Origin of the sequence: Herbaspirillum robiniae, from assembly GCF_002213415.1 — a bacterium.
Taxonomy (GTDB): Bacteria; Pseudomonadota; Gammaproteobacteria; order Burkholderiales; family Burkholderiaceae_D; genus Herbaspirillum; species Herbaspirillum robiniae.
Genome location: NZ_NJGU01000004.1, coordinates 585,558 through 605,234, shown reverse-complemented (window position 1 = coordinate 605,234; position 19,677 = coordinate 585,558). Strand labels below are relative to the sequence as shown.

Annotated in this window: 21 protein-coding genes; 8 read left to right on the top strand and 13 right to left on the bottom strand. The window is 66.7% G+C overall.

Going from position 1 to position 19,677, the window contains the following annotated elements; genetic code table 11:
• From CEJ42_RS09365 to CEJ42_RS09350, 4 genes are all read right to left on the bottom strand, one after another.
• Positions 1-362: DUF1120 domain-containing protein (locus CEJ42_RS09365; protein WP_129587693.1), on the bottom strand; the 362-nt coding region annotated here is incomplete at its 3' end.
• Between the two features lie 268 nt (positions 363-630).
• A complete protein-coding gene (locus tag CEJ42_RS09360; protein WP_079214830.1) occupies positions 631-1,647 on the bottom strand; it encodes an ABC transporter substrate-binding protein in 1,017 nt (338 codons plus the stop codon).
• A gap of 41 nt (positions 1,648-1,688) precedes the next feature.
• Positions 1,689-2,561, bottom strand: coding sequence for an ABC transporter permease (locus CEJ42_RS09355; RefSeq protein WP_079214829.1), 873 nt, complete (start codon positions 2,559-2,561; stop codon positions 1,689-1,691).
• Positions 2,562-2,580: 19 nt separating this feature from the next.
• Positions 2,581-3,378: an ABC transporter ATP-binding protein gene (locus CEJ42_RS09350; RefSeq protein WP_079214828.1), complete on the bottom strand. Its 798-nt coding sequence runs from the start codon at positions 3,376-3,378 to the stop codon at positions 2,581-2,583.
• Between the two features lie 185 nt (positions 3,379-3,563).
• Between CEJ42_RS09350 and CEJ42_RS09345 the strand changes: the two genes are divergently transcribed.
• Genes CEJ42_RS09345 through CEJ42_RS09335 form a run of 3 tightly spaced genes read left to right on the top strand, consistent with a single transcriptional unit; the run spans position 3,564 to position 6,872 of the window.
• A complete protein-coding gene (locus tag CEJ42_RS09345) occupies positions 3,564-4,250 on the top strand; it encodes a response regulator transcription factor (protein WP_079219057.1) in 687 nt (228 codons plus the stop codon).
• Positions 4,251-4,255: 5 nt separating this feature from the next.
• Positions 4,256-5,650 carry a sensor histidine kinase gene (locus CEJ42_RS09340; RefSeq protein WP_088750725.1) on the top strand — a complete coding sequence of 465 codons (1,395 nt, stop codon included), beginning with the start codon at positions 4,256-4,258 and terminating at the stop codon, positions 5,648-5,650.
• A 40-nt stretch (positions 5,651-5,690) separates the two neighbouring features.
• Complete coding sequence (locus CEJ42_RS09335; RefSeq protein WP_088750724.1) at positions 5,691-6,872, top strand: hypothetical protein; 1,182 nt, start codon at positions 5,691-5,693, stop codon at positions 6,870-6,872.
• A 7-nt stretch (positions 6,873-6,879) separates the two neighbouring features.
• On the opposite strand, the gene CEJ42_RS09330 is transcribed toward CEJ42_RS09335, so the two are convergent.
• Positions 6,880-7,359 carry a hypothetical protein gene (locus tag CEJ42_RS09330; RefSeq protein ID WP_088750723.1) on the bottom strand — a complete coding sequence of 160 codons (480 nt, stop codon included), beginning with the start codon at positions 7,357-7,359 and terminating at the stop codon, positions 6,880-6,882.
• Between the two features lie 2 nt (positions 7,360-7,361).
• A complete protein-coding gene (locus CEJ42_RS09325) occupies positions 7,362-8,645 on the bottom strand; it encodes a cation:dicarboxylate symporter family transporter (RefSeq protein WP_243397833.1) in 1,284 nt (427 codons plus the stop codon).
• A 251-nt stretch (positions 8,646-8,896) separates the two neighbouring features.
• Here CEJ42_RS09325 and CEJ42_RS09315 point away from each other — a divergent pair, with 251 nt between their 5' ends.
• Positions 8,897-9,853, top strand: a complete 957-nt coding sequence (locus tag CEJ42_RS09315; RefSeq protein WP_088750720.1) for a LysR family transcriptional regulator — start codon at positions 8,897-8,899, stop codon at positions 9,851-9,853.
• A gap of 9 nt (positions 9,854-9,862) precedes the next feature.
• On the opposite strand, the gene CEJ42_RS09310 is transcribed toward CEJ42_RS09315, so the two are convergent.
• Positions 9,863-10,258, bottom strand: coding sequence for a hypothetical protein (locus CEJ42_RS09310; RefSeq protein WP_175354785.1), 396 nt, complete (start codon positions 10,256-10,258; stop codon positions 9,863-9,865).
• A gap of 85 nt (positions 10,259-10,343) precedes the next feature.
• Positions 10,344-11,519 carry a methyltransferase gene (locus CEJ42_RS09305; protein WP_088750769.1) on the bottom strand — a complete coding sequence of 392 codons (1,176 nt, stop codon included), beginning with the start codon at positions 11,517-11,519 and terminating at the stop codon, positions 10,344-10,346.
• A gap of 212 nt (positions 11,520-11,731) precedes the next feature.
• Between CEJ42_RS09305 and CEJ42_RS09300 the strand changes: the two genes are divergently transcribed.
• Positions 11,732-12,022 carry a hypothetical protein gene (locus CEJ42_RS09300; protein ID WP_079214822.1) on the top strand — a complete coding sequence of 97 codons (291 nt, stop codon included), beginning with the start codon at positions 11,732-11,734 and terminating at the stop codon, positions 12,020-12,022.
• A 138-nt stretch (positions 12,023-12,160) separates the two neighbouring features.
• Here the strand turns inward: CEJ42_RS09300 and CEJ42_RS09295 are convergent, their stop codons facing one another.
• From CEJ42_RS09295 to CEJ42_RS09285, 3 genes are all read right to left on the bottom strand, one after another.
• A complete protein-coding gene (locus CEJ42_RS09295) occupies positions 12,161-13,039 on the bottom strand; it encodes a pirin family protein (protein WP_088750719.1) in 879 nt (292 codons plus the stop codon).
• Between the two features lie 91 nt (positions 13,040-13,130).
• On the bottom strand, positions 13,131-13,988 hold the full coding sequence (locus tag CEJ42_RS09290) for a pirin family protein (protein ID WP_088750718.1): 858 nt from the start codon (positions 13,986-13,988) through the stop codon (positions 13,131-13,133).
• 82 nt (positions 13,989-14,070) lie between these two features.
• Entirely contained in the window at positions 14,071-14,466 is a 396-nt protein-coding gene (locus tag CEJ42_RS09285) for a DoxX family protein (protein WP_088750717.1), read from the bottom strand.
• Positions 14,467-14,678: 212 nt separating this feature from the next.
• Here CEJ42_RS09285 and CEJ42_RS09280 point away from each other — a divergent pair, with 212 nt between their 5' ends.
• The 3 genes from CEJ42_RS09280 (at position 14,679) to CEJ42_RS09270 (ending at position 17,290) form a co-directional block, all read left to right on the top strand.
• Positions 14,679-15,602, top strand: a complete 924-nt coding sequence (locus CEJ42_RS09280; protein ID WP_088750716.1) for a LysR family transcriptional regulator — start codon at positions 14,679-14,681, stop codon at positions 15,600-15,602.
• Positions 15,603-15,674: 72 nt separating this feature from the next.
• Positions 15,675-16,004 (top strand): helix-turn-helix domain-containing protein, encoded by a 330-nt coding sequence (locus tag CEJ42_RS09275; protein WP_088750715.1) that lies wholly within the window; start codon positions 15,675-15,677, stop codon positions 16,002-16,004.
• Entirely contained in the window at positions 15,998-17,290 is a 1,293-nt protein-coding gene (locus CEJ42_RS09270) for a HipA domain-containing protein (RefSeq protein ID WP_243397828.1), read from the top strand. Before CEJ42_RS09275 ends, CEJ42_RS09270 begins: the two co-directional genes overlap by 7 nt.
• Before the next feature lie 12 nt (positions 17,291-17,302).
• Here CEJ42_RS09270 and CEJ42_RS09265 read toward each other — a convergent pair whose 3' ends face one another.
• Positions 17,303-18,307 carry a GlxA family transcriptional regulator gene (locus CEJ42_RS09265; RefSeq protein WP_088750765.1) on the bottom strand — a complete coding sequence of 335 codons (1,005 nt, stop codon included), beginning with the start codon at positions 18,305-18,307 and terminating at the stop codon, positions 17,303-17,305.
• Positions 18,308-18,346: 39 nt separating this feature from the next.
• A complete protein-coding gene (locus tag CEJ42_RS09260) occupies positions 18,347-19,633 on the bottom strand; it encodes an MFS transporter (RefSeq protein WP_088750714.1) in 1,287 nt (428 codons plus the stop codon).
• Positions 19,634-19,677 lie beyond the last annotated feature (44 nt).

The following is a 19,677-nucleotide window of genomic DNA, read 5'->3' as shown; positions in this document are numbered from 1 at the left end:
CCGAACATGCTGTTTTCGGAGGCGGTGGCCGACACCAGCGAGCCCAGGCCGGTGACCTTGCTGGCGGCGCGGTTGTCGGTGGCGGTGACGGCCATCTTGACCGGCGCTTCGCAGGAGATTGAGAACGGCACTTCGCGGGTGTCGAGGACCTTGTTCTTGCCGTTTTCCAGCGAGCCGGCGGTGATGGTGCCGTAGTCGACCACGGCCGAACCGGCGCCGATGGTGGGGGTGCAGGCAACCGGCTTGATCACGCCGGTGACCTTCAGTTCGGTGGTGGGACCGGCGACGGCGGCCGACGAGGCCAGTGCGGCAACGGCGGAGAAGGCGGCGATGACGGCGCTGCGGGCGATGAGGTTTTGCATGATGGCTCCTGGATGTCGGTCGGTCAGATTGGATGTCGGTGCATCGCGCCGTGCGGCTTGTCCGCAGCTTCGTTTGCTTGATGCAGTGACGTCAGTTTGCCGATTCGGGCCTCGCGTTTATATGAGAAAAGTCTCAAAAACAGCGTCGTACCGAATTGCATGAATCACAAGAATTCCTCCCTTTCCCCCGCGACAGGCAAAGAAAAAGCCCGCATCTTGCGATGCGGGCCCGGCCTTGACTGCTGCTCTTCCGAATCGACGTGGTAGCTCAGCTGCCCTTGCGATCCTTGAAGGCCGGCACGAACATCTCGTTCCATACCGCCGGCTTGGTCTTGATGGTGCCGGCCTTGCTCATGAAGAGCACGTACTGCATCACGTCCACCGGCGTGGTCGAGAACTCGGTGCCGGGGTCGGCCAGCATCTGCTCGACTTCCTCCTGCGGCAGCTTCATCTTCGATACGCGCAGGAAGGTCTCGGCCGCGCCCTTGCGGTTCTTGGCGATATAGGCGTTGGCTTCTTCCTGCGCCGCCATGAAGGCCTGGGTCAGCTTGGGGTTCTTCTCGGTGAAGGATTTCAGCGCGAACACCACGTCCATGGTGATGTGACCCAGCACGTCGGAGGTGCTCAGCACGCGGCTGATTTTGGGTTCCTTGGCTTCCTGGTAGGAGAACGGCGGCGAGGTGAAGTGAGCGGTGATCTCGGTCTTGCCGGACAACAGCGAACCCATCGCCTCCGGGTGCGACAGGCCGACGGTCATCGGATCCAGCTTGGCGTAGTTCTCGATGCCAAAGGTCTTGGCCACGGCCATCTGCAGCAGCACCGCCGACAGCGAGGTCTTGATGCCCGGGATGGCGATCTTGTCCTTGGCGGTGAAGTCCTTCAGCGACTTGACGTTGGGGTTATTGGTGTTCAGCCACAGCGGCGAGGTCGACAAGGCGCCCAGGCCCACCACTTCCGAACGCGGGATGCCGCGCGCCTTGGACCACAGCGTCACGAAGCCCGGCGCGCCGGTGCCGGCGATATCCAGGTTGCCGGCCAGCATGGCGTCGTTGATGACGTTGCCGCCGTCCAGCAACACCCAGTTGGTCTTGACCTCGCCCAGGCCCAGCGCCTTGGCGTGCTTTTCGACCAGGCCCTGGTCGCGGATCACCATCAGCGGCAGGTACAGCAGGCCGTAGCCGTGCGAGATGCGCACCACCTGGGCCTCGGCGCGGGCGGCGCCGGAGGCGGTGGACAGCGCCAGCGCGGCGGCGATCATCATGCTTGAAAAAGTGCGGCGTTTCATTCTTGTCTCCTTTGGTCGTCAGTTTATCGTTGTCGCGGATATCAGTGCTGCATGCCCCAGCGGCGGATGGTGCGCTTCTCGATCTGGGCGAAGATCAGGTTCTCGACCACCAGGCCGATGATGATCACGAAGAACAGGCCCGAGAACACGTTGGCGGTTTCCAGCTGGTTGCGGTTTTCGAAGATGTACCAGCCCAGGCCGCCGGAACCGGACGACACGCCGAACACCAGCTCGGCCGCGATCAGCGTGCGCCAGGCGAAGGCCCAGCCGACCTTCAGGCCGGTCAGGATGCTGGGGAAGGCGGCCGGGATCAGGATCGACTTCACCAGCGAGAAGCGGCGCAGGCCGTAGTTCTGGCCGACCATGCGCAGCGTGTTGGAGACCGCGCGGAAGCCGCCGTGGGTATTGAGCGCCACGGCCCACAGCACCGAGTGCACCAGCACGAAGATGATGCTGCCGGTGCCCAGGCCGAACCAGATCAGCGCCAGCGGCAGCAAGGCGATCGCCGGCAGCGGGTTGAACATCGAGGTCAGGGTTTCCAGCAGGTCGTTGCCGATGCGCGAGCTGATGGCCACCGTCGTCAGCAGCCCGGCCAGCAGGATGCCCAGGCCGTAGCCCACCAGCAGCGTCTGCATCGACACCGCCGCGCGCTCGATCAGCACGCCGCTGGCCAGGCCCGAGAGAAAGGCCTGCACCGTCTCGCTGAAGCTGGGGAACAGCAGCGCGTTGTCCAGCCAGCGGCCGTAGATTTCCCAGATCGCGGCCAGCACCAGCAGGATCACGGTCTTGCGCAGCCAGCCCATGCGGTACAGCGATTCGAAGGCCGACAGCGGGCGCTGCACTTCGGCGGTGGCGTTGCGGTTGGGCTCCACCACGATCTCGGGGCGGACGAAGGGCAAGGTATTGTTGTTCATGATGGTCTCCTGGCGCGGCTCAGTGGTGCGCGAACAGCATGTCGTTGATGCGGGTTTCGAGTTCGGCCTGCGCCGCGGTGCCCATCTGCTCGGGCGGGATGCTGTTGAGTTCGGCGCGGACCTGGCCCGGATGCGGGGTCAGCAGCAGGATGCGCGTGCCCACGCGGATCGCCTCTTCGATCGAGTGCGTCACGAACAGCACCGTGAATTGCGTGTCGTCCCACAGGCGCAGCAGCTCGTCCTGCATCTTGCGGCGCGTAAGTGCGTCCAGCGCGGCGAAGGGTTCGTCCATCAGCAGCACGTCCGGCTCCATGGCCATGCCGCGCGCAATCGAGACGCGCTGCTTCATGCCGCCCGAGAGCATGTGCGGATAGCTGTCGATGAACTTGGCCAGGCCGACCTTTTCGATGTAGTACTCGGCGCGCTCGGCGGCGGCACGGCCCTGCAGGCGGCCGCTGGCATTGAGGGCGAACTCGACGTTCTGGCGCACCGTCTTCCACGGCAGCAGCTGGTCGAACTCCTGGAACACCATCATGCGGTCCGGCCCCGGCTCGCTGACCTCGCGGCCCTTGAGGCGAATCGTGCCGGAGGTCGGTTGCAGGTAGCCGCCGATGGCTTTGAGCAGCGTGGATTTGCCGCAGCCGGACGGGCCCAGCAGGATGTAGCGGTCGCCCGGATGGACGTTGAAGCTGACTTGCTGGGTGGCGGTCACCAGCGAGTCGCTGGTCTTGTATTGCAGGGTGACGCGGTCGATCTCCAGCAGCGCGCGCGATGGGTCGATGACGGTCGCCGGCGCTCCATGGGCATTGTTGCTCATGCAAGTCTCCAATGTGGTTTTAGTGATTGGAGCGAATGCTATGGGCCCAAGCTGTAACGAATCTGACTAAATCCTGACGCATGCTTCTTTTTCGCTCTTTTTCGAGCCCGGCGGGCATACAATTCAGCCCTGCCCAAGCAGCGCCTACAGCTGCGGCACCGCAACAGAACATGGAGATCAACGAGATGCGCATCCTGCTGGTAGAAGACACCCCGGACGTGGCCGAAGCCATCGTCTCCCACCTCGCGCGCATCGGCCATACCGTGGAATGGGAGAGCAACGGCGGCGCGGCCTCGCGCCGCATGGCCGAATCCTACGACCTGGTGATCCTGGACGTGATGCTGCCGCAGCAGGACGGCTTCTCGCTGCTGGAGCAGCTGCGCGGCCGCGGCCAGCACACCCCGGTGCTGATGCTGACGGCCTGCGCCGAGATCGAGGAACGCGTGCGCGCGCTGGACCTGGGCGCCGACGACTACCTGATCAAGCCCTTCGACTTTCGCGAACTGGACGCACGCATCCGCGTGCTGCTGCGCCGCAGCGGCGGTGAGTCGACCAACCTGATCCACTGCGCCAACGTCAGCATCGACCGCAAGAGCCGCAGCGCCATGCTGGACGGCGCGCCCATCGAGCTGACCCGGCGCGAGGTGACCCTGCTGGAGATCATCGCCGCCCGCCCGGGGCGCATCTTCAACAAGGACGAACTGATGGACCGCCTGTTCACGGTCGACGACACCCCCAACGCCAACACCGTGGAGCAATACGTGGCGCGCCTGCGCAAGAAGCTGGCCGGCGCCGCCTTCGAGATCCGCACCCTGCGCGGGCTGGGCTACCAGCTGGTGCTGCACGCGCCGGCCGACGGCGCCCTGCACTGACGCCGATGCAGCGCACGCAACACGTCGTCGCCGGGCGCTCGCTCTACACGCGCCTGGTCACCCGCGTGGGCGCGGTGCTGGCCGTCAGCGCCGGCGCCCTGCTGATCGCCATCTGGATCTCGACCCAGATGGCGGCCAACCAGGCCTATGACCGCATCCTCTCCGGCAGCGCGCTGCAGATCGCCGAGAACACCTGGTACGACAACGGCGCCGTCAACGTCGACGTGCCGCTGGCCGCCCTGTCCATGCTGGGCACCGGCGACCATGCGATCTACGCGGTGTTCGACCCGCAAGGCCGGGTGATCGCCGGCGACGGCGAGTTCCGCCCCGAGATTCCGTGGAATGAACTGGAACAGGGGCCGCTGCTGCGCGACGGCGAGTATCTTGGCACCCCGGTGCGCATGGCCATCATCGGTCGCCGCATGCCGGTCGACGGCCCGCATCCCTGGGCCGTGATCGTGCTGGCGCAGACCAACAACGCCCGCACCTCGTTCGCCCAGAGCCTGGGCAGCAAGGCGCTGGTGCTGATCGTGGCCATGAGCGTGCTGACGCTGGTGGCGGCGATGTTTACGCTCTACCAGGCGCTGGCGCCGTTGAAGCGCATCGAGGCCGCCATCCGCGAGCGCGACCTGAACGACCTCTCGCCGCTGGCGCTGACCGTCCCGGCCGAGACCCATGCGCTGGTCTCGGCCATCAACGCCTTCATGCAGCGCCTAGCCGTGCACCGCGCCACCATGCGCCGCGTCATCGGCGACGCCGCCCACCAGCTGCGCACGCCGGTCACGGCGCTGGTGTCGCAGATGGAAATGCTGGAGACGCAAACCGACGAAGACAAGCGCCGGCGCCACCTCGACCAGTTGCGCGAACGCACGCGCAGCCTGGGCGCGCTGGTGAACCAGCTGATCAACCACGCGATGGTCCAGCACCGCAGCGACAGCAGCCTGCAGGCGCCCATCGACCTGGGACAGCTGGTGCGGGAACAGATGACCGAGGTGCTCTCCAACCGCGAGCGCACGCCCCACGACCTGGCGCTGGACATGCCGGAGACACCCTGCCTGATCCGCGGCGACGCCATCAGTCTGGCCGAGGCGATCAAGAACATCCTCGACAACGCCCTGCAATACGGCGCGCCCGGCCTGCTGCATGTGCGCCTGGAGGCGCGCCTCGAGCGCTATGTGCTGGGTTTCATCGATGACGGCCGGGGCATTCCGGCGGCCGACTGGGAGCGCCTGCGCAAGCCCTTTTCGCCACGCGGCGAGGGCCGCATGGGCGCCAGCCTGGGCTTGTCCATCGTCGAGGAAGTGATGCGGGCGCACGGCGGCGGCATGCGCTTCGAGCACACGCCCGAGGGATATTTCGCGGTGGCGCTGGATTTTCCGGCGTATCGGGAACCGGCCTGAGCCGCCGCCACACCAAGCCTGGACCACTACTTCCACTGACATGCTCCACCCCGACTCCCCTCCCGCCTTCAGCCGCATCCTCGCCGCGCTCTCCCTCGCGATCCTCGCCGCCGGCGTGGTCGTGGGCGCGGGACTCTCGATTCTGGAAATGCTGCAACCCAGCGGCGGCTGGTTCGCCGGCCTGGGCTACGTGCTCGGGTTGATGGCGCTGGCCGCGGGCAACCTGCTGTCATGGCTGCTCAACGCCATCTGCCGCGCGCTGGGCGACCGCCGCAAGTGGCTGCGCACGCTGCTGGCGGTGCAGACGCTGCCGGCCCTGCTGTGCCTGGGCTACGGCGGAGTCGAACTGTGGGGCATGCGCCAGGACGGGCAGGCGCTGGAACGCGGCGCCGCCGTGCGCGAGGCGGTGCGCCGCGACGACGTGGCGGCGCTGGACGCCGCCCTCGGCCGCTGCGACGCCGCCTGCCAGGGCGCCGCCAATGCGCGCCCGGATGCCCTGCTGCTGCTGGCGGCCGATGCCGGCGCCCGGCGCGCGGCGCAGCGGCTGGTCGCGCAAGGCGCGAAAGTCTCCTGGGGTCTGAATGCGCCGGGCATGGACCTGCGCAGCTGCGAAGGCCTCTATCTTCCCGGCGTGAACGCCCTGGGCGTGGCGGCGGCGCGCAAGGACGGCGCCATGCTGCGCCTGCTGCTCGCGGCCAGCGACGAGGATGGCCGCTACGCGGCGTTGCGCACGGCGGCCGCGCTGGACCGGCTGGACGCCTTCGAGGCGCTGCTGGCGGCCGGCGTCTCATTGCCGCGCGGTGCGCCCTTCGACGGACCGCACGACCATTTGCTGGCGGTCGCCGCAAGCGGCGCGTCAATCCAGGTGGCGCAGCGCCTGCTGGCGGCCCCGCCAGCCCCGGTCACACCGGCGGTCGCTCAGGCGGCGCTGGCCGCGCTGTTCCGTTTCATGAACGACACCGACGGCCAGCCGCGCGCCGTCGAGTTCGCGCGTCTGCTGACGGCGCCAGGGGCGGATATCGACGCGCCCTACCAGGGCGAGGCTTCGCTGCTGGCCGAAGCGGTGCGCATCAAGAGAAAGGACGTGGCCACGCTGCTGTTACAGGCCGGCGCCAGCCGCGCGCGGCTGCCGCGGGAGCGCCGGGAGGCGCTGCAGGCCTTGTTGGCAGGGCCGGATGAGGCGCCCTGGCACGGCGCGACCGACGGCTGCGTGGCGCCGTGACGGCAGCTTACCGGACCAGGGCGTCGTAGAGATCCCAGTACGGGTGGTACAGCGACTCGATGCGCCAGCCCGATTTCGGATCATAGGAAAAATTGTAGTCGCCGATGCGCGTGGGCACGGCATAGGCGCATTTCTGCTCGTTGAACGGCGGCTCGCCGATGTATTCGCGGCCGCCGCCCTTTTTCATCTGGCTCAGCAGGTCTTGGGCATCACTGTCCATCTGCTGGCGGAACAATTCCTCGTAATGGGCGATGAACACCGCGCGCGGCAGCAGGCGCGGCTTGTCGCCGTCATAGGGCGACAGCAGCTTCAGCGGAAAGCGGTAGAAGCGCGCGGCCTGCTCCGGCCGCCCTTCCAGCGTGGCGGCGCGGAAGTCCTGCCACACGCCGCGCAGCAGCGCGGGATCCGGCCTTGCGCATGCCGCCTCGCCCGCGCCGGGCTGCAGCAGCGCCATCGTCGCGGCCAGCGCCGCGATCCATTTCATCATGTTCATCCTCCTTGCAGCTCGCGCCGCATCGCCTCGCGATCAAACTCCCCCTCCCACACCGCGATCACCACGCAGGCCAGGCAATTGCCGATGACGTTGGTCAGGGAACGGCACTTCATCAGGCGCTCCACCCCCAGCAGCAGCACGATGCCGCCCACCGGTACCAGCTGCAACGCGGTCAGCGTGGCCGCCAGCGCGATGAAGCCCGATCCGGTGACGCTGGTGGCGCCCTTGGAGGTGAGCATGGCGATGGCCAGCAGCGTGACCAGTTGCCACAGCCCCAGGTGCACACCGGAGGCCTGGGCCAGGAACAGCGTCGCCATCGCCAGATAGAGGTTGGTGCCCGACAGGTTGAAGCTGTAGCCGGCCGGCAGCACCAGGCGCACCACGCTGCGCGAGCAGCCCAGTTTTTCCATCTTGCCGATCAGGCCCGGCAAGGCCGCCACCGACGAAGCGGTGAACACCACCAGCAGCAGTTCGTCGCGCACGTAAGCGATCAGGCGCAACAGGTTCACGCCCAGGGCGCGCGCGATCAGCGCCATCACCGCCGCGACGAAGAAGATGCTGGCCAGGTAGATCGCGCCGACGAAGCGCAGCAGCGGCAGGATGGAGCCCAGGCCGTAGCGACCGATGGTGAAGGCCATCGCGCCGAAGGCCGCCAGCGGCGCCAGCCGGAGGATCAGGTTGACCATCCCGAACAGCACGCCCAGCAAGCTCTCGATGAAGTCGCGCAGTTGCGCGAAGCGCGCATCACGCGCCGACAGCCGGCCCAGCGCGACGCCGAAGAACACCGCCACCAGCAGGATCTGCAGGCTGTTGTTGTGCACGAAGGCGCCGGCGAAGCTGTCCGGGATCAGGCCCAGAACGAACTGGTCGATACGAAAGTCCTCGGCGCGCCGCAAGTAGCCCGACACCAGCTGGCCGCCGGTGCTGCCGGCGGTTTCCGCCGCCGTGGCCGACAGGTCCAGGTGGATGCCCGAGCCCGGCTGCAGCAGCACGCCGGCCAGGATGCCGACGGTGAGCGACATCAGCGCCATGGCCTCGAAGTACAGCACCGCCTTGCCGCCCACCTTGGCGGTCTGCGCCCGCCCCTGCATGCCGGCGATGCCCGACACCACCAGCATGAACATGATCACGCCGATCAGCATGCCGATCAGCTTGACGAAGCCGTCCGACAACGGCTTCATCTGCACCGCGATGTCGGGCCACCATTGGCCCAGCGCGATGCCCGCGGCAATCGCCGCCGCCATCTGTACCAGGCCGTTGCTGAAGATCCTCCCTGCCATCATCCCTGCGCCGGTGGCCGGCGCCGTCTCCCTCGTTGTCCGTTGGTATCCGTTTGTCGTTGTATGCGCCGGCGGCGCCTGGTACGGCTTTGTACGGGTTGTTCCCGCCGCCGGCAAGTTTACCGGCGAAGGCCGGGACGTACTCTAAGGGATATCCGTCATTGCCGCAGGCGCCGTTCGCTCACGGGATCTGTAAAATATATCGAAAATCGCTTCATCAGACCGACAAAGTATAGAGACGAGACAACGACATGGAATTGCGCCATCTCCGCTATTTCCTGGTGGTCGCCGAGGAACAGCACTTTACCCGCGCCGCCGAGCGCCTGGGCATGCAACAGCCGCCGCTGAGCCACCAGATCCGCCTGCTGGAGCAGGAGCTGGGCTTCGAGCTGTTCCGCCGCCACCCCAAGGGCGCCGACCTGACTGCCGGCGGCAAGGTGTTTCTTGAAGAGGCCAAGACCATCCTGAGGAGCGTGGACATGGCCTCGCAAAAGGCCGCGCGCGCCGCGCAGGGTTTTGCCGGCACCATTTCGATCGGTTTTACCAGCTCGGCGGCGGCCCACCCGCTGATCCCCGGCATCATCCGCGCCTACCGCGAAGCCTATCCGGGCGTGCACATGGCGCTGACCGAAGCCAATGCGGCCGAACTGACCGAGGACGTGATGCACGGCAAGGTCGACATGGGTTTCCTGCGCCAGCCGGTGGCGCAGCCGCAGGGCATCGCCTTCCACGAGCTGCTGGAGGAGGAAATGCTGCTGATCCTGCCGATGGGCCATCCCTTGCTGGCCTCATCCCCCCGGCGGGGAAAGCGCGCCGCCACTGCCGCAACGGGCGACGACATGCCGCTGGTTTCGCTCAAGGCGCTGGCCGAAGAAGAATTCATCCTGGTGCGCCGCCATGGCGCGCCGGGCATGTATTCCAACCTGATCGCAGCCTGCGAGAACGCCGGCTTCACGCCGAAGATCGCCCTGGAGATCGACCGCATGCTGACCAACATCAGCCTGGTCGCGGCCGGAGTGGGCATATCGGTGGTGCCGGCGTCGATGAAGAGTTTCCACCGCGAGAGCGTGGTGTATTGCCGCGTCAAGGACGCCAGGCCGTCCCTGCTGGCGCCGATCAACCTGGTGTGCCGCGCCGGGCCGGCGGAGCCGACGCAGCAGAATTTCCTGCAGCTGGCGCGTTCGTTCGCCGGCCGCACCAAGGCTTGAGCCCCGGCCTCACTTCCATTCGAGGATCGCGTTCTTGCGGTCCAGCCAGTGCACCTTGACGCCGGCCGGCGCGACCTTGCGGCCGGCGCAGGCGCTGGCCGCCAGCGGGAACGGCGCGTCGTAGTAACGGCCGCCGGCCGAGGAGCGCAAGGCGGTCTGCGGCGCATTCTTGACGATCCAGTCGGCCGAGTTGGTGCGCAGGAAGATCATGCAGGCGCCGCCGCCGTTGTCGACCACCTGGCAGGTGCAGCTGTTGCCGGAGGTGGTAATCGGCTCACTCGGCTGGGCATTGCGGTTGAACGTATCGGGCACGGGAACCGGCACCGGGACCGGAACGCGGTTGTTGTGGGTGCCATAGCTGCCGCCCATATCACGCGTGGTGACCTGGGCGCCGGCCTGCATCATCGCAAGGCCGGCGGCGGCCAAGACCGCGCCGCGAAAGATGGTTCGGATGACGTTCATATCGGCTCCCTGGTATCTGGCGTGCGCTTCAGGCGCGCACCTTCAAGCGCCACAGCGTGGTGATCTCCCTGCTGCGCGCGGCATGCAGCGGATCGTCGCGATCCGTGGCCTTGCCGTGGCGCGGCTTGATGTCATGGCGCGCCGCGACCTCGAGGCCGGCGGCGGCGATGGCCTCGGCCAGCATGTCCGCCGGGCGCAAACCCAGGTGCTCGGCGAAGTCGGACATGACCAGCCAGCCCTCGCCTCCCGGCTCCAGGTGTTCGGCCAGGCCGTTCAGGAAACCCAGCAGCATGCGGCTGTCCGGGTCGTAGATGGCGTGTTCGATCGCCGAGCCCGGACGCGCCGGCAGCCACGGCGGGTTGCACACGATCAGCGGCGCGCGGCCCTCGGGGAACAGGTCGGCCTTGCGCAACTCGACCCGGTCGCCCAAACCCAGGCCGTCGAGATTCTCACGCGCGCAAGCCAGCGCGCGCTCGTCCATGTCGGTCGCCACCACCTTGCGCACGCCGCGCCTGGCCAGCACCGCCGAGAGCACGCCGGTGCCCACGCCGATGTCGAAGGCCAGCGCCGTCGACGGCAGCGGCGCCTGGGCCACCAGGTCGACGTATTCACCCCGCACCGGCGAAAACACGCCGTAATACGGATGGATGGCGCCGCCCAGCGCGGGGACGGTCACGCCCTTCTTGCGCCACTCATGCGCGCCGATCAGGCCCAGCAGCTCGCGCAGCGAGGCCGAGAACGCCTCTTTCGCCAGCGCCTGGCCATAGGCCTCGTCGCAGGCCGCGTGCACGTCCGGCGCGCGACGCAAGGGAATGCTGAACCCCGCATCGAAGGGAATGAGCAGCATGCCCAGGATGCGGGCGCGCTGCGCCTGCACCTGGCGATGCTGGTGAAAAGCCTGCGCCGGCTGAGCGGCGTCGGTCTTGGGAGCGCCCTTCTTTTTCGCCTCGGCGCGCTCGCGGGCGCGGTCGACGCGGCGCCCCAGGGCCAGCAGCAGCTGGCGGGCGTTCTGGAAGTCTCCGCGCCAGAGCAGGCCTGTACCTTCGCAGGCCAGCCGGTAGGCGGTATCGGCGGGCATCTGGTCGTCCGCCTCGACCACCCGCTTGGGCGGCGGGTTGCCGGCTTCGGAGTGCCAGCGCAGCGTGTGCTGGGCTGCGCCGGATTGCCAGGCGAGATGGGGAACGGCGTCGTCGGTTTGCGTCATGAATCTGGTATCCGGTATGCGCGGCGCCATGAGGGCGCCGAAAACAGCCGCCAGTGTAACAAAGCGGGGCCGCCGCGCCGCTCCGGAACTTCCGTTTGCCGGCGGCAACCAACCCTGGAGATTTGATGCCGGGCAAATGCCGGTCGTTTTTTCCGCCCGCGCCGGGCCAATGGGCCTATGATGAAGACCGGCCAACCACCGAAGGAGATTACATGAGCGAACAGCAAGCGCAAACGCCGCGCTTCGACCACCAGCGGCTGCTGGAGATGGTGGGCGAATTCGAGCTGGAACTGCAGAAACTGCCCGCCGGCAGCAACGAGGCGCGGCAGCTGCACGAGGACATCGCCCGCCTGAAAGCCCACCTGGAAGCGCCGGAGCCGCATGCGGGCGCAGTGCAGGATTCCTGGCAATCGCTGCGCCGCGCCGCCGACAGCGTCGAGAACGCGGTGCTCAAGGACAGCCCCTACATCACCGAGATGGGCCGCATCATCGGCCTGCTCTGAGTCGGGCCGACAAAAAACCGCCTGCCGCAACGACTGCGGCAGGCGGTTTTGTTTTGGGGAAAAGCATCCGGCCTTGGCGCCGCTTTCACGCCTTTTCTACGCCTCCTTAACCCCGCATTGGCACCTCTTCAACCCGCTTCAATGCACCGGCAGCGGAATCCATTCGGTCTCGCCGGGGATGTCCGGGAAGACGTCCTTGTTGCGGTTGTTCCAGGCTTCCTTGGCGGCTTCGATCTTGTCCTTGGAGGTCGCCACGAAATTCCACCACACGAAGCGCGGGCCATCCAGCGGCTCGCCGCCCAGCAGCATGAAGACGGTCTCGCCTACCGCCTTGAAGGCGACCGCCGCGCCCGGCTCCAGGATCGCCAGCGTACCGGCTTCCAGGCGCTTGCCGTCCAGCGTCACTTCGCCCTTGACCACGTAGACCGCGCGTTCGGTGACGTCGGCCGGGATCTCCAGTTCGGCTCCGTCCTGGGTGCTGCCGGCCACATACAGCGTCGGGCTGGACGTCACCACCGGCGAACTGACGCCGAAGGCCGCGCCGGCCAGCACGTGCAGCCTGGCGCCGCCCACCTGCGCGGTCGGCATCTCTTCCGAGGCGTAATGGCGGAACAGCGGATCGCAGATCTCTTCGTCGGCCGGCAGCGCCACCCACATCTGCAGGCCGTGCACCGGCACCTTCTGCTCGCGGATGTCGTCCGGAATGCGTTCGGAATGGACGATGCCGCGGCCGGCCGACATCCAGTTGACCGCACCGGGGGTGATGCGCTGGACCACGCCCAGGCTGTCGCGGTGCATCATGGCGCCCGAGAACAGGTAGGTCACGGTGGCCAGGCCGATGTGCGGGTGCGGGCGGACGTCGCCCTCGGTGGTGCCGGCGTCGAATTCGACCGGCCCCATGTGATCGAAGAAGACGAAGGGACCGACGGTGCGCGCGGCGGCCGCCGGCAGCAGGCGGCGCACCGGGAAACCGATGTCGCGGGTCAGACCGTGGATCATGTGACGGATGTTGCTCATGGTGTTCTCCCTGGCGGCGCACGCCGCTTATCGGAAATGCCTCGGACGTGCGCCTGTTTTGTTGGACTGGGTAGCTCTCTTGACCTGCGTATCAGAAACGGCCGGCGCGGAAATCGTCGATGGCCTGCTCGACCTGTTCGCGGGTGTTCATCACGAACGGGCCCCACTGGGCGATCGGCTCATTCAGCGGCTTGCCGGCGATCAGCAGGAAGCGGCTGCCCTCTTCGGCGCGCACCTTCACGCCCGTCGAACCCACGGCGTTGGACAGCACCGCCATACGCCCGGCTTCTGCCGCACGGGTGTCGCCGTCGCCCACCGCCAGCTTGCCTTCATACACGTACAGGAAGGCATTGTGCGTGGCCGGGAGCGGCAGGTCCAGCGTCACGCCGGCTTCCAGCGCCAGGTCCAGGTACAGCGGCTCGGTGGTGTCGCGGCGGATCGCGCCGGCGGTGCCGAAGGCCTCGCCCGCCAATACCCGCGCCTTCACGCCCGGCTGCGGCTGCACTTCCGGAATCCCGGCCGAGGGAATGTCGCTGTAGCCCGGTTCGGTCATCTTGTCCTTGCCTGCCAGGTTGACCCACAGCTGGAAGCCGCTCATCAGGCCGTTTTCCTGTTCCGGCAGCTCCGAGTGCACCAGGCCGCGGCCGGCGGTCATCCACTGCATGCCGCCCGGCTCCAGCAGGCCTTCATTGCCGGCGTTGTCGCGGTGGCGCATGCGGCCGGCCAGCATGTAGGTCACGGTTTCGAAGCCACGGTGCGGATGGTCGGGGAAGCCGGCCAGGTAATCGCTGGGCTCGTCGGAATGGAAGGCGTCCAGCATCAGGAACGGGTCCAGGCGGCGCTGCAGGTCGTGGGTCAGCACACGGGTCAGGCTGACGCCGGCGCCATCCTGGGTCGGGATGCCGTTGACCAGGCGTTCGATCTGGCGGGTGTATGCGGTGGTGCTCATTTGCATTTCTCCTGTGGTCGGCCCGCTCCTTGTGGGAACGGGCCAGGGGGTGGTTCGGGTTCTCGTTATGACAGCGGACGGATCAACGACGCTGTTCCGGCTGGGCTTCGGTGTCGATGGTCGAGACCAGCAGCAAGGCGCCGATGATCGACACGTTCTTCAGGAAGTGCGTCAGTTGCGCTTGCGCGGCGGCGCCGTCCAGGGTCCAGAAATGGTGGGCCGAGAGCGTCGCGCCGACCGTGAACAGCGCGATGATCAGCGCCACCGGCTTGACGCCGCGACCGGTCATCAGCAGCAGGCCGCCGCCGACTTCGACCAGGATCGTGACCAGCACCGCAATGGTGGGTACCGGCAGGCCCAGGCTGGTGAAGTAACCGACCGTGCCGTTGAAACCGATGATCTTGAAGATGCCGGAGATGACGAACAGCGATGCCAGCAGGATGCGGCCGATGCGGAAGGTGTTGTAGTTGGTGATCATGATGTGCCTCTTTCGTAGATAGGGTTGAAGTGTTCCTTGGTTTGTCTTCTTGTTGCTTCTGCTCAACTGCGCCGGCTTTCGCTTGCTCGTCTTTCGTTTTGCATGTCGCTGAGCCAGTGACGACAGAATAGGCAAAATCCTTCAGACAAAAAACTGATTATCTTTTTATAATCAATATCTGATTATTAGATATAGTTTGAAAAGAGCCCGCCATGAACATCGAACGTCTCTCGCTGGACCAGTTGCGCGTCTTCGTCCAGGTCGCCGACAGCGGCAGCTTCCTGGCGGCCGCCCGCAAGCTGGCGCGCGCGCAGTCGGCCGTCAGCTACGCCATCGCCTCGCTGGAGGATCAGTTGGGCGTGATGCTGTTCGACCGCAGCGGCTACCGTCCGCAACTGACCGATCCCGGCGTGGCGTTGCTGGCCGACGCCCGGCAGGTGCTGGACCATGTGGATTCGCTGCAGGTGCGGGCCAACTCGTATGCCAGGGGGCAGGAGCTGGAAGTGGCGCTGGCGGTGGACGTGTTCTTCCCCACCGGCTGCCTGGTGGATCTGCTCAGGCGCTTTCGCGACGCCTTCCCCGCCGTCACGGTAAGGCTGGAGATCGAAGCCCTGGGCGCGGTCGCCGAGCGCGTGCTGGACGGGCGCGCCATGCTGGGCATCCTCGGCACCCTGCCGACCACGCCGCCCAACCTCCTGCGCATCACGTTGCCCAGCGTGCGCCTGGTGGCGGTAGTGGCGCCGCATCACGCGCTGGCGCAGGTCAAGGGGCGGATCTCGGAAAAACTGCTGTCGCAGCAAACCCAGCTGGTGCTCTCCGACCGTAGCGAACTGACCGCGCGCCAGGACTTCTCGGTGCATTCGCGCCTGACCTGGCGCATGAGTGACCTCGGCACCAAGCACGCCCTGCTGCGCGCCGGCATGGGCTGGGGCAACATGCCGCTGCACGTGGTACGGGACGACCTCGACGCCGGCCGCCTGGTGACCATCACCACCACCCACCATCCGCCGCAAGGCGCCGAACTGCCGGTGCAGTGCGTCTACAAGCCGGATCACAAGGCGGGACCGGCGCTGTCGTGGTGGCTGGATTCGTTGGCGGAGCTGAAAACATTGGAGGGGACTGAAAAATCGCACTAAGACAGTACTGGCATATTTGGTGCCACCGTTATTCTGTGAGGCGGCACAGCCTCCTTACGAATACTCCAAACCATGACGCACTTTCTCCCAATCACTCTTCCCGCCCAGTTGCGAGAACATCTACGCGCTCTACGCAGGCAGCGACAACTTACTCAGGCTCAATTGGGAGAGCTCATCGGGGTAAGTCAGGCACGTATCGCAGAAATTGAGGCTAACCCCGGCACCGTCCAATTCAATCAGCTGCTGAAAATTCTGTCTGCCCTTAACGCTTCGGTCGGAATACGCCCGCTGAACTGCGGCATTCCAACGACTCCGGCAATTTCTGGACCAAAGATCGGCGGCTCAAGTAATTTGACTCCCATGCCTACCACTACATCCCCCCGAAAAAAAGGTGCATGGTAGTGAAATCCCTAAGAACTTGGATGAATGGTGAATTTGTTGGGACATGGAGCGTCGACAGGCAAACTCATTCCTTTAGGTATTCCGACAGTTGGGTCGACTCGCCGCATTTTCGTCCGCTATCTTTATCTCTTCCACTTACTAGCTCGCTTGAAGTTCGAGGCAATACAGTCAGAAATTACTTTGATAATTTGCTGCCAGACGAGATGGCGGTACGCCATCGCCTGGCACGACAGTTCGCGACGACATCCTCGGATGCTTTTGATCTCCTACGTGCCATCGGACGTGATTGCATTGGTGCAGTCCAATTATTGCCGGAGGACCTAGAGCCCGAAGGATGGAAAAATATCTTCTGCACTCCCTTGAGCGACGAGAATGTTCTGCCACTGCCTACAGAGGACCTGCGCATCTCCATCGCCGGCGCCCAGGAGAAGACCGCCCTGACCCGCCACAACGGCAAATGGTGTCGCCCGCACGGCGCCACGCCCACCACCCACATCATCAAGCTGCCGCTGGGCCTGATCGGCGGCGCCATGCGGCGCGTCGACGCCGGCGATTCGGTCCATAACGAATGGCTGTGCTCGCGCATCCTGGCCGCGCTCGGCCTGCCGGCGGCCGAGGCGTCGATCGAGCGTTTCGGCCCGCATACGGTATTGGCGGTGGAACGCTTCGACCGGGCGTGGATGGATGGCGGCCGCTGGATCGCGCGCCTGCCGCAGGAAGATTTCTGCCAGGCGCTGGGGCTGGCGCCGTCGATGAAGTATGAAAGCCACGGCGGCCCGGGGCTGGAGCACTGCCTGGCCCTGCTCAATGGCAGCGGCGACAGGGGCGACAAGGCTTATTTCCTGCTGGCGCAACTGGCCTTCTGCCTGCTGGCGGCCACCGACGGCCACGCCAAGAACTTTTCCCTGCACCTGCATGCCGGCGGCCGCTACGAGATGACGCCGCTCTACGACGTGATCTCCATGTGGCCCTACTTCGGCAACGGCGCCAACCAGTTCCGGGCGCGCCAGGCCGGTCCGGCGATGACGATACGTTCGAAAAACCCGCATCGCCATTTCCACACCATCGAGGCCCGCCACTGGCGCCAGCTGGCGATGAAGCATGGCGGCCAGGCGACCTGGCAGGCGATGCTGGCACTGGCGCAGCGCGCGCCAACGGCGCTCGACCAGGTGCAGGCGCAACTGCCGGCGGATTTCCCGGCCCGCACCTGGGAGCGGATCGCCGATGGCGTGCGGGCTGAAAGCCGACGCTTCCTGTCGGAGGCGAGCACGCCGCCCTCTGCCTGAACCTGAAACCGCTCAATGCGCCGAGAAGCGCTCGCGGTATTGCGCGGGGCTGACGCCCAGCTGGCGCTGGAACACCCGGCGCAGGTTCTGCTCTTCCCCGTAGCCGGCATCGGTGGCGATGCGTTTCAACGGCAGCGAGGTCTCTTCCAGCGCCCGGCGCGCCGCTTCAAGCCGCATCAGTTCAACCGTGCGCGCGGGCGTGCGGCCGGTCTCGGCCACATAGGCGCGAGCGAAGGTGCGCGGGCTCATGTTGACCCGCCCGGCCAGGGACTCCACGCGCAGGTCCTCGCCCAGGTTGGCCGCGATCCAGGCGTGCAGTTCGGCAAAGCGGCCGGCGCCGGCCGCCTGTGAGGCCAGCGGCGCGCTGAACTGCGACTGGCCGCCCGGGCGCTTGACGAATACCACCAGCTGGCGGGCCACGGCGATGGCCTTCTGGTGTCCGAGATCCTGCTCCACCAGCGCCAGCGCGAGATCGATGCCCGCGGTCACCCCGGCCGAGGTCCAGATGCGGCCCTGGCGGATGAAGATGGGGTCGGGATCGACCTGCAGCGCCGGATAGGCGCGTTGCAGCTGCTCGGCCCACGCCCAGTGCGTGGTCACGCGCAAACCGTCCAGCAGGCCGGCCTCGGCCAGGTAGAAGGCGCCGGTGCAGACCGAACACACGCGCTGCGCCTGCGGGGCGCGTTCGCGTATCCAGTCCACCAGCGCCGGATTGGTGACGAAGCGCTCACTGGTGCTGCCGCCCGGCGCCACCAGCGTGTGGATGCGCTCGCCGTCCCCGAGCTTTGCCTCGAACTGCGCCAGCGATTCGGTGGCGACCGGCAGCCCGGCGCCGGTGACCACCGCACCGCCCGCGGCCGACACCACATGGATGCGATAGGCCTCGGGATCCTGGCGCCGCGCGGTGGAGAGGGCCTGCAACGGCCCGCACAGGTCGAGCAGGTTCATGCCGTCGTTGGCCAGCAGCACGATATGGCGCGGCGGCCCGGCAAACGGGGAGGAACGGGGCGGATTCATGCCGCCCCCGGCGATAAGGCGCAGGTCATGCATGGCATGTTATCCCAAGCCGCGCAGCGCCTGCGGGCGGTTTGCGCGCTCGGCCAGCATCCAGCGCCCGGTCGCCAGCGCGCACAGCAGCAGCACCGGCAGGATCGCCGCATTGAGGGTTTCCCAGCCGAAGCGCGCCAGCAAGGGACCGGCGCCCAGGGTGGCCAGCGCGGTCGCGCCGTAACGCAGCAGCTCGGAGAACCCCTGGGTCTTGGCCCGCTCGGACGGCGCATAGGACTGCGCCAGCAAGGTCGTGCCGCCGACCAGGCTGAAATTCCACCCCACGCCCAGGAACAGCAGCGCCGCATAAAACGCCGGCAGGCTGGTCGAGGCCATCGCCGTCACGGCGCACGCCAGGTTCAGCGCCAGCCCGGCCAGCAGCACCGCACCGAGGCCGAAGCGCTTGATCAGCCGCCCGGCGAAGAAAGATGGCGCATACATGCCGATCAGGTGCCACTGGATGATGGCGGCGCCGTCGTCGATGCCGTGATGGCAGGCCACCGCCGCCAGCGGAGCGGCCGTCATGATGAACATCATGATCATCGAGCCCGCCACGTTGTTGGCCACCGAGGCGACGAACACCGGGGTGCGCACGATGACGCCCAGCGGCCGCGGCGGCGCGTGCGCGGCCTGGACTCCGGTTGCCGCCGGCAGCGCGGCCATGTCGCGATAGAACAGCAGCAGCACCAGCACCGACAGCAGGCCCATGGCCGCCACCACCAGGTAAGCGCCGGAGAACAGCGCCGCCGGGAACAGGTCCTTGCTCCAGGCCGCCAGCGCCGGACCGATGATGGCGGCGATCACGCCGCCGGTCAGCACGGTGGAAATGGCGCGGCCCTTGAACTCGTCGGTCACCGCATCGGCCGCCGCCAGCCGGTAGTACTGGGCGAAAGCCTGGAACACGCCCACCAGCGCGGTGCCGGCGCAGAAGGTCCAGAAATGACCATGGAATACCGACCACACCGAGATCAGCCCGCCCGCGCAGCAGCTGGCCGCGCCCAGCGCGAAGGAAAGGCGCCGCCCCAGGCGCTGGATCAGGAAGGCCGCGAACCAGGTCACCACCGCGCCGGCCACCGTGATCAGGGCGAACGGCAGGGTCGCCAGCGACTTGTCCGGCGCCAGTTGCCAGCCGGTCAGCGCGGTCAGCGTCAGGTCGATCGAGATCGCGCAGGTAAACAAGCCCTGGCACACCGCCAGCACGGCCGCATTGCGCTTGCCGGTGGCCACCGACGCTGCGGCCGCATAAGCGTCGGGTAAGGAAGGCGTCTTATCATGCTGGGATTGCTGGCTTGTCATCGAATTGCTCCGGAATGTGTCGATGGAAAAATTGTCGATTTGAC

Coding starts and splice junctions, on each gene's coding strand:
- CEJ42_RS09360 (WP_079214830.1), bottom strand. CDS start 1,647: ATGAAACGCCGCACTTTTTCAAGCATGATGATCGCCGCCGCGCTGGCG.
- CEJ42_RS09355 (WP_079214829.1), bottom strand. CDS start 2,561: ATGAACAACAATACCTTGCCCTTCGTCCGCCCCGAGATCGTGGTGGAG.
- CEJ42_RS09350 (WP_079214828.1), bottom strand. CDS start 3,378: ATGAGCAACAATGCCCATGGAGCGCCGGCGACCGTCATCGACCCATCG.
- CEJ42_RS09345 (WP_079219057.1), top strand. CDS start 3,564: ATGCGCATCCTGCTGGTAGAAGACACCCCGGACGTGGCCGAAGCCATC.
- CEJ42_RS09340 (WP_088750725.1), top strand. CDS start 4,256: ATGCAGCGCACGCAACACGTCGTCGCCGGGCGCTCGCTCTACACGCGC.
- CEJ42_RS09335 (WP_088750724.1), top strand. CDS start 5,691: ATGCTCCACCCCGACTCCCCTCCCGCCTTCAGCCGCATCCTCGCCGCG.
- CEJ42_RS09330 (WP_088750723.1), bottom strand. CDS start 7,359: ATGATGAAATGGATCGCGGCGCTGGCCGCGACGATGGCGCTGCTGCAG.
- CEJ42_RS09325 (WP_243397833.1), bottom strand. CDS start 8,645: ATGGCAGGGAGGATCTTCAGCAACGGCCTGGTACAGATGGCGGCGGCG.
- CEJ42_RS09315 (WP_088750720.1), top strand. CDS start 8,897: ATGGAATTGCGCCATCTCCGCTATTTCCTGGTGGTCGCCGAGGAACAG.
- CEJ42_RS09310 (WP_175354785.1), bottom strand. CDS start 10,258: ATGATGCAGGCCGGCGCCCAGGTCACCACGCGTGATATGGGCGGCAGC.
- CEJ42_RS09305 (WP_088750769.1), bottom strand. CDS start 11,519: ATGACGCAAACCGACGACGCCGTTCCCCATCTCGCCTGGCAATCCGGC.
- CEJ42_RS09300 (WP_079214822.1), top strand. CDS start 11,732: ATGAGCGAACAGCAAGCGCAAACGCCGCGCTTCGACCACCAGCGGCTG.
- CEJ42_RS09295 (WP_088750719.1), bottom strand. CDS start 13,039: ATGAGCAACATCCGTCACATGATCCACGGTCTGACCCGCGACATCGGT.
- CEJ42_RS09290 (WP_088750718.1), bottom strand. CDS start 13,988: ATGAGCACCACCGCATACACCCGCCAGATCGAACGCCTGGTCAACGGC.
- CEJ42_RS09285 (WP_088750717.1), bottom strand. CDS start 14,466: ATGATCACCAACTACAACACCTTCCGCATCGGCCGCATCCTGCTGGCA.
- CEJ42_RS09280 (WP_088750716.1), top strand. CDS start 14,679: ATGAACATCGAACGTCTCTCGCTGGACCAGTTGCGCGTCTTCGTCCAG.
- CEJ42_RS09275 (WP_088750715.1), top strand. CDS start 15,675: ATGACGCACTTTCTCCCAATCACTCTTCCCGCCCAGTTGCGAGAACAT.
- CEJ42_RS09270 (WP_243397828.1), top strand. CDS start 15,998: ATGGTAGTGAAATCCCTAAGAACTTGGATGAATGGTGAATTTGTTGGG.
- CEJ42_RS09265 (WP_088750765.1), bottom strand. CDS start 18,307: ATGAATCCGCCCCGTTCCTCCCCGTTTGCCGGGCCGCCGCGCCATATC.
- CEJ42_RS09260 (WP_088750714.1), bottom strand. CDS start 19,633: ATGACAAGCCAGCAATCCCAGCATGATAAGACGCCTTCCTTACCCGAC.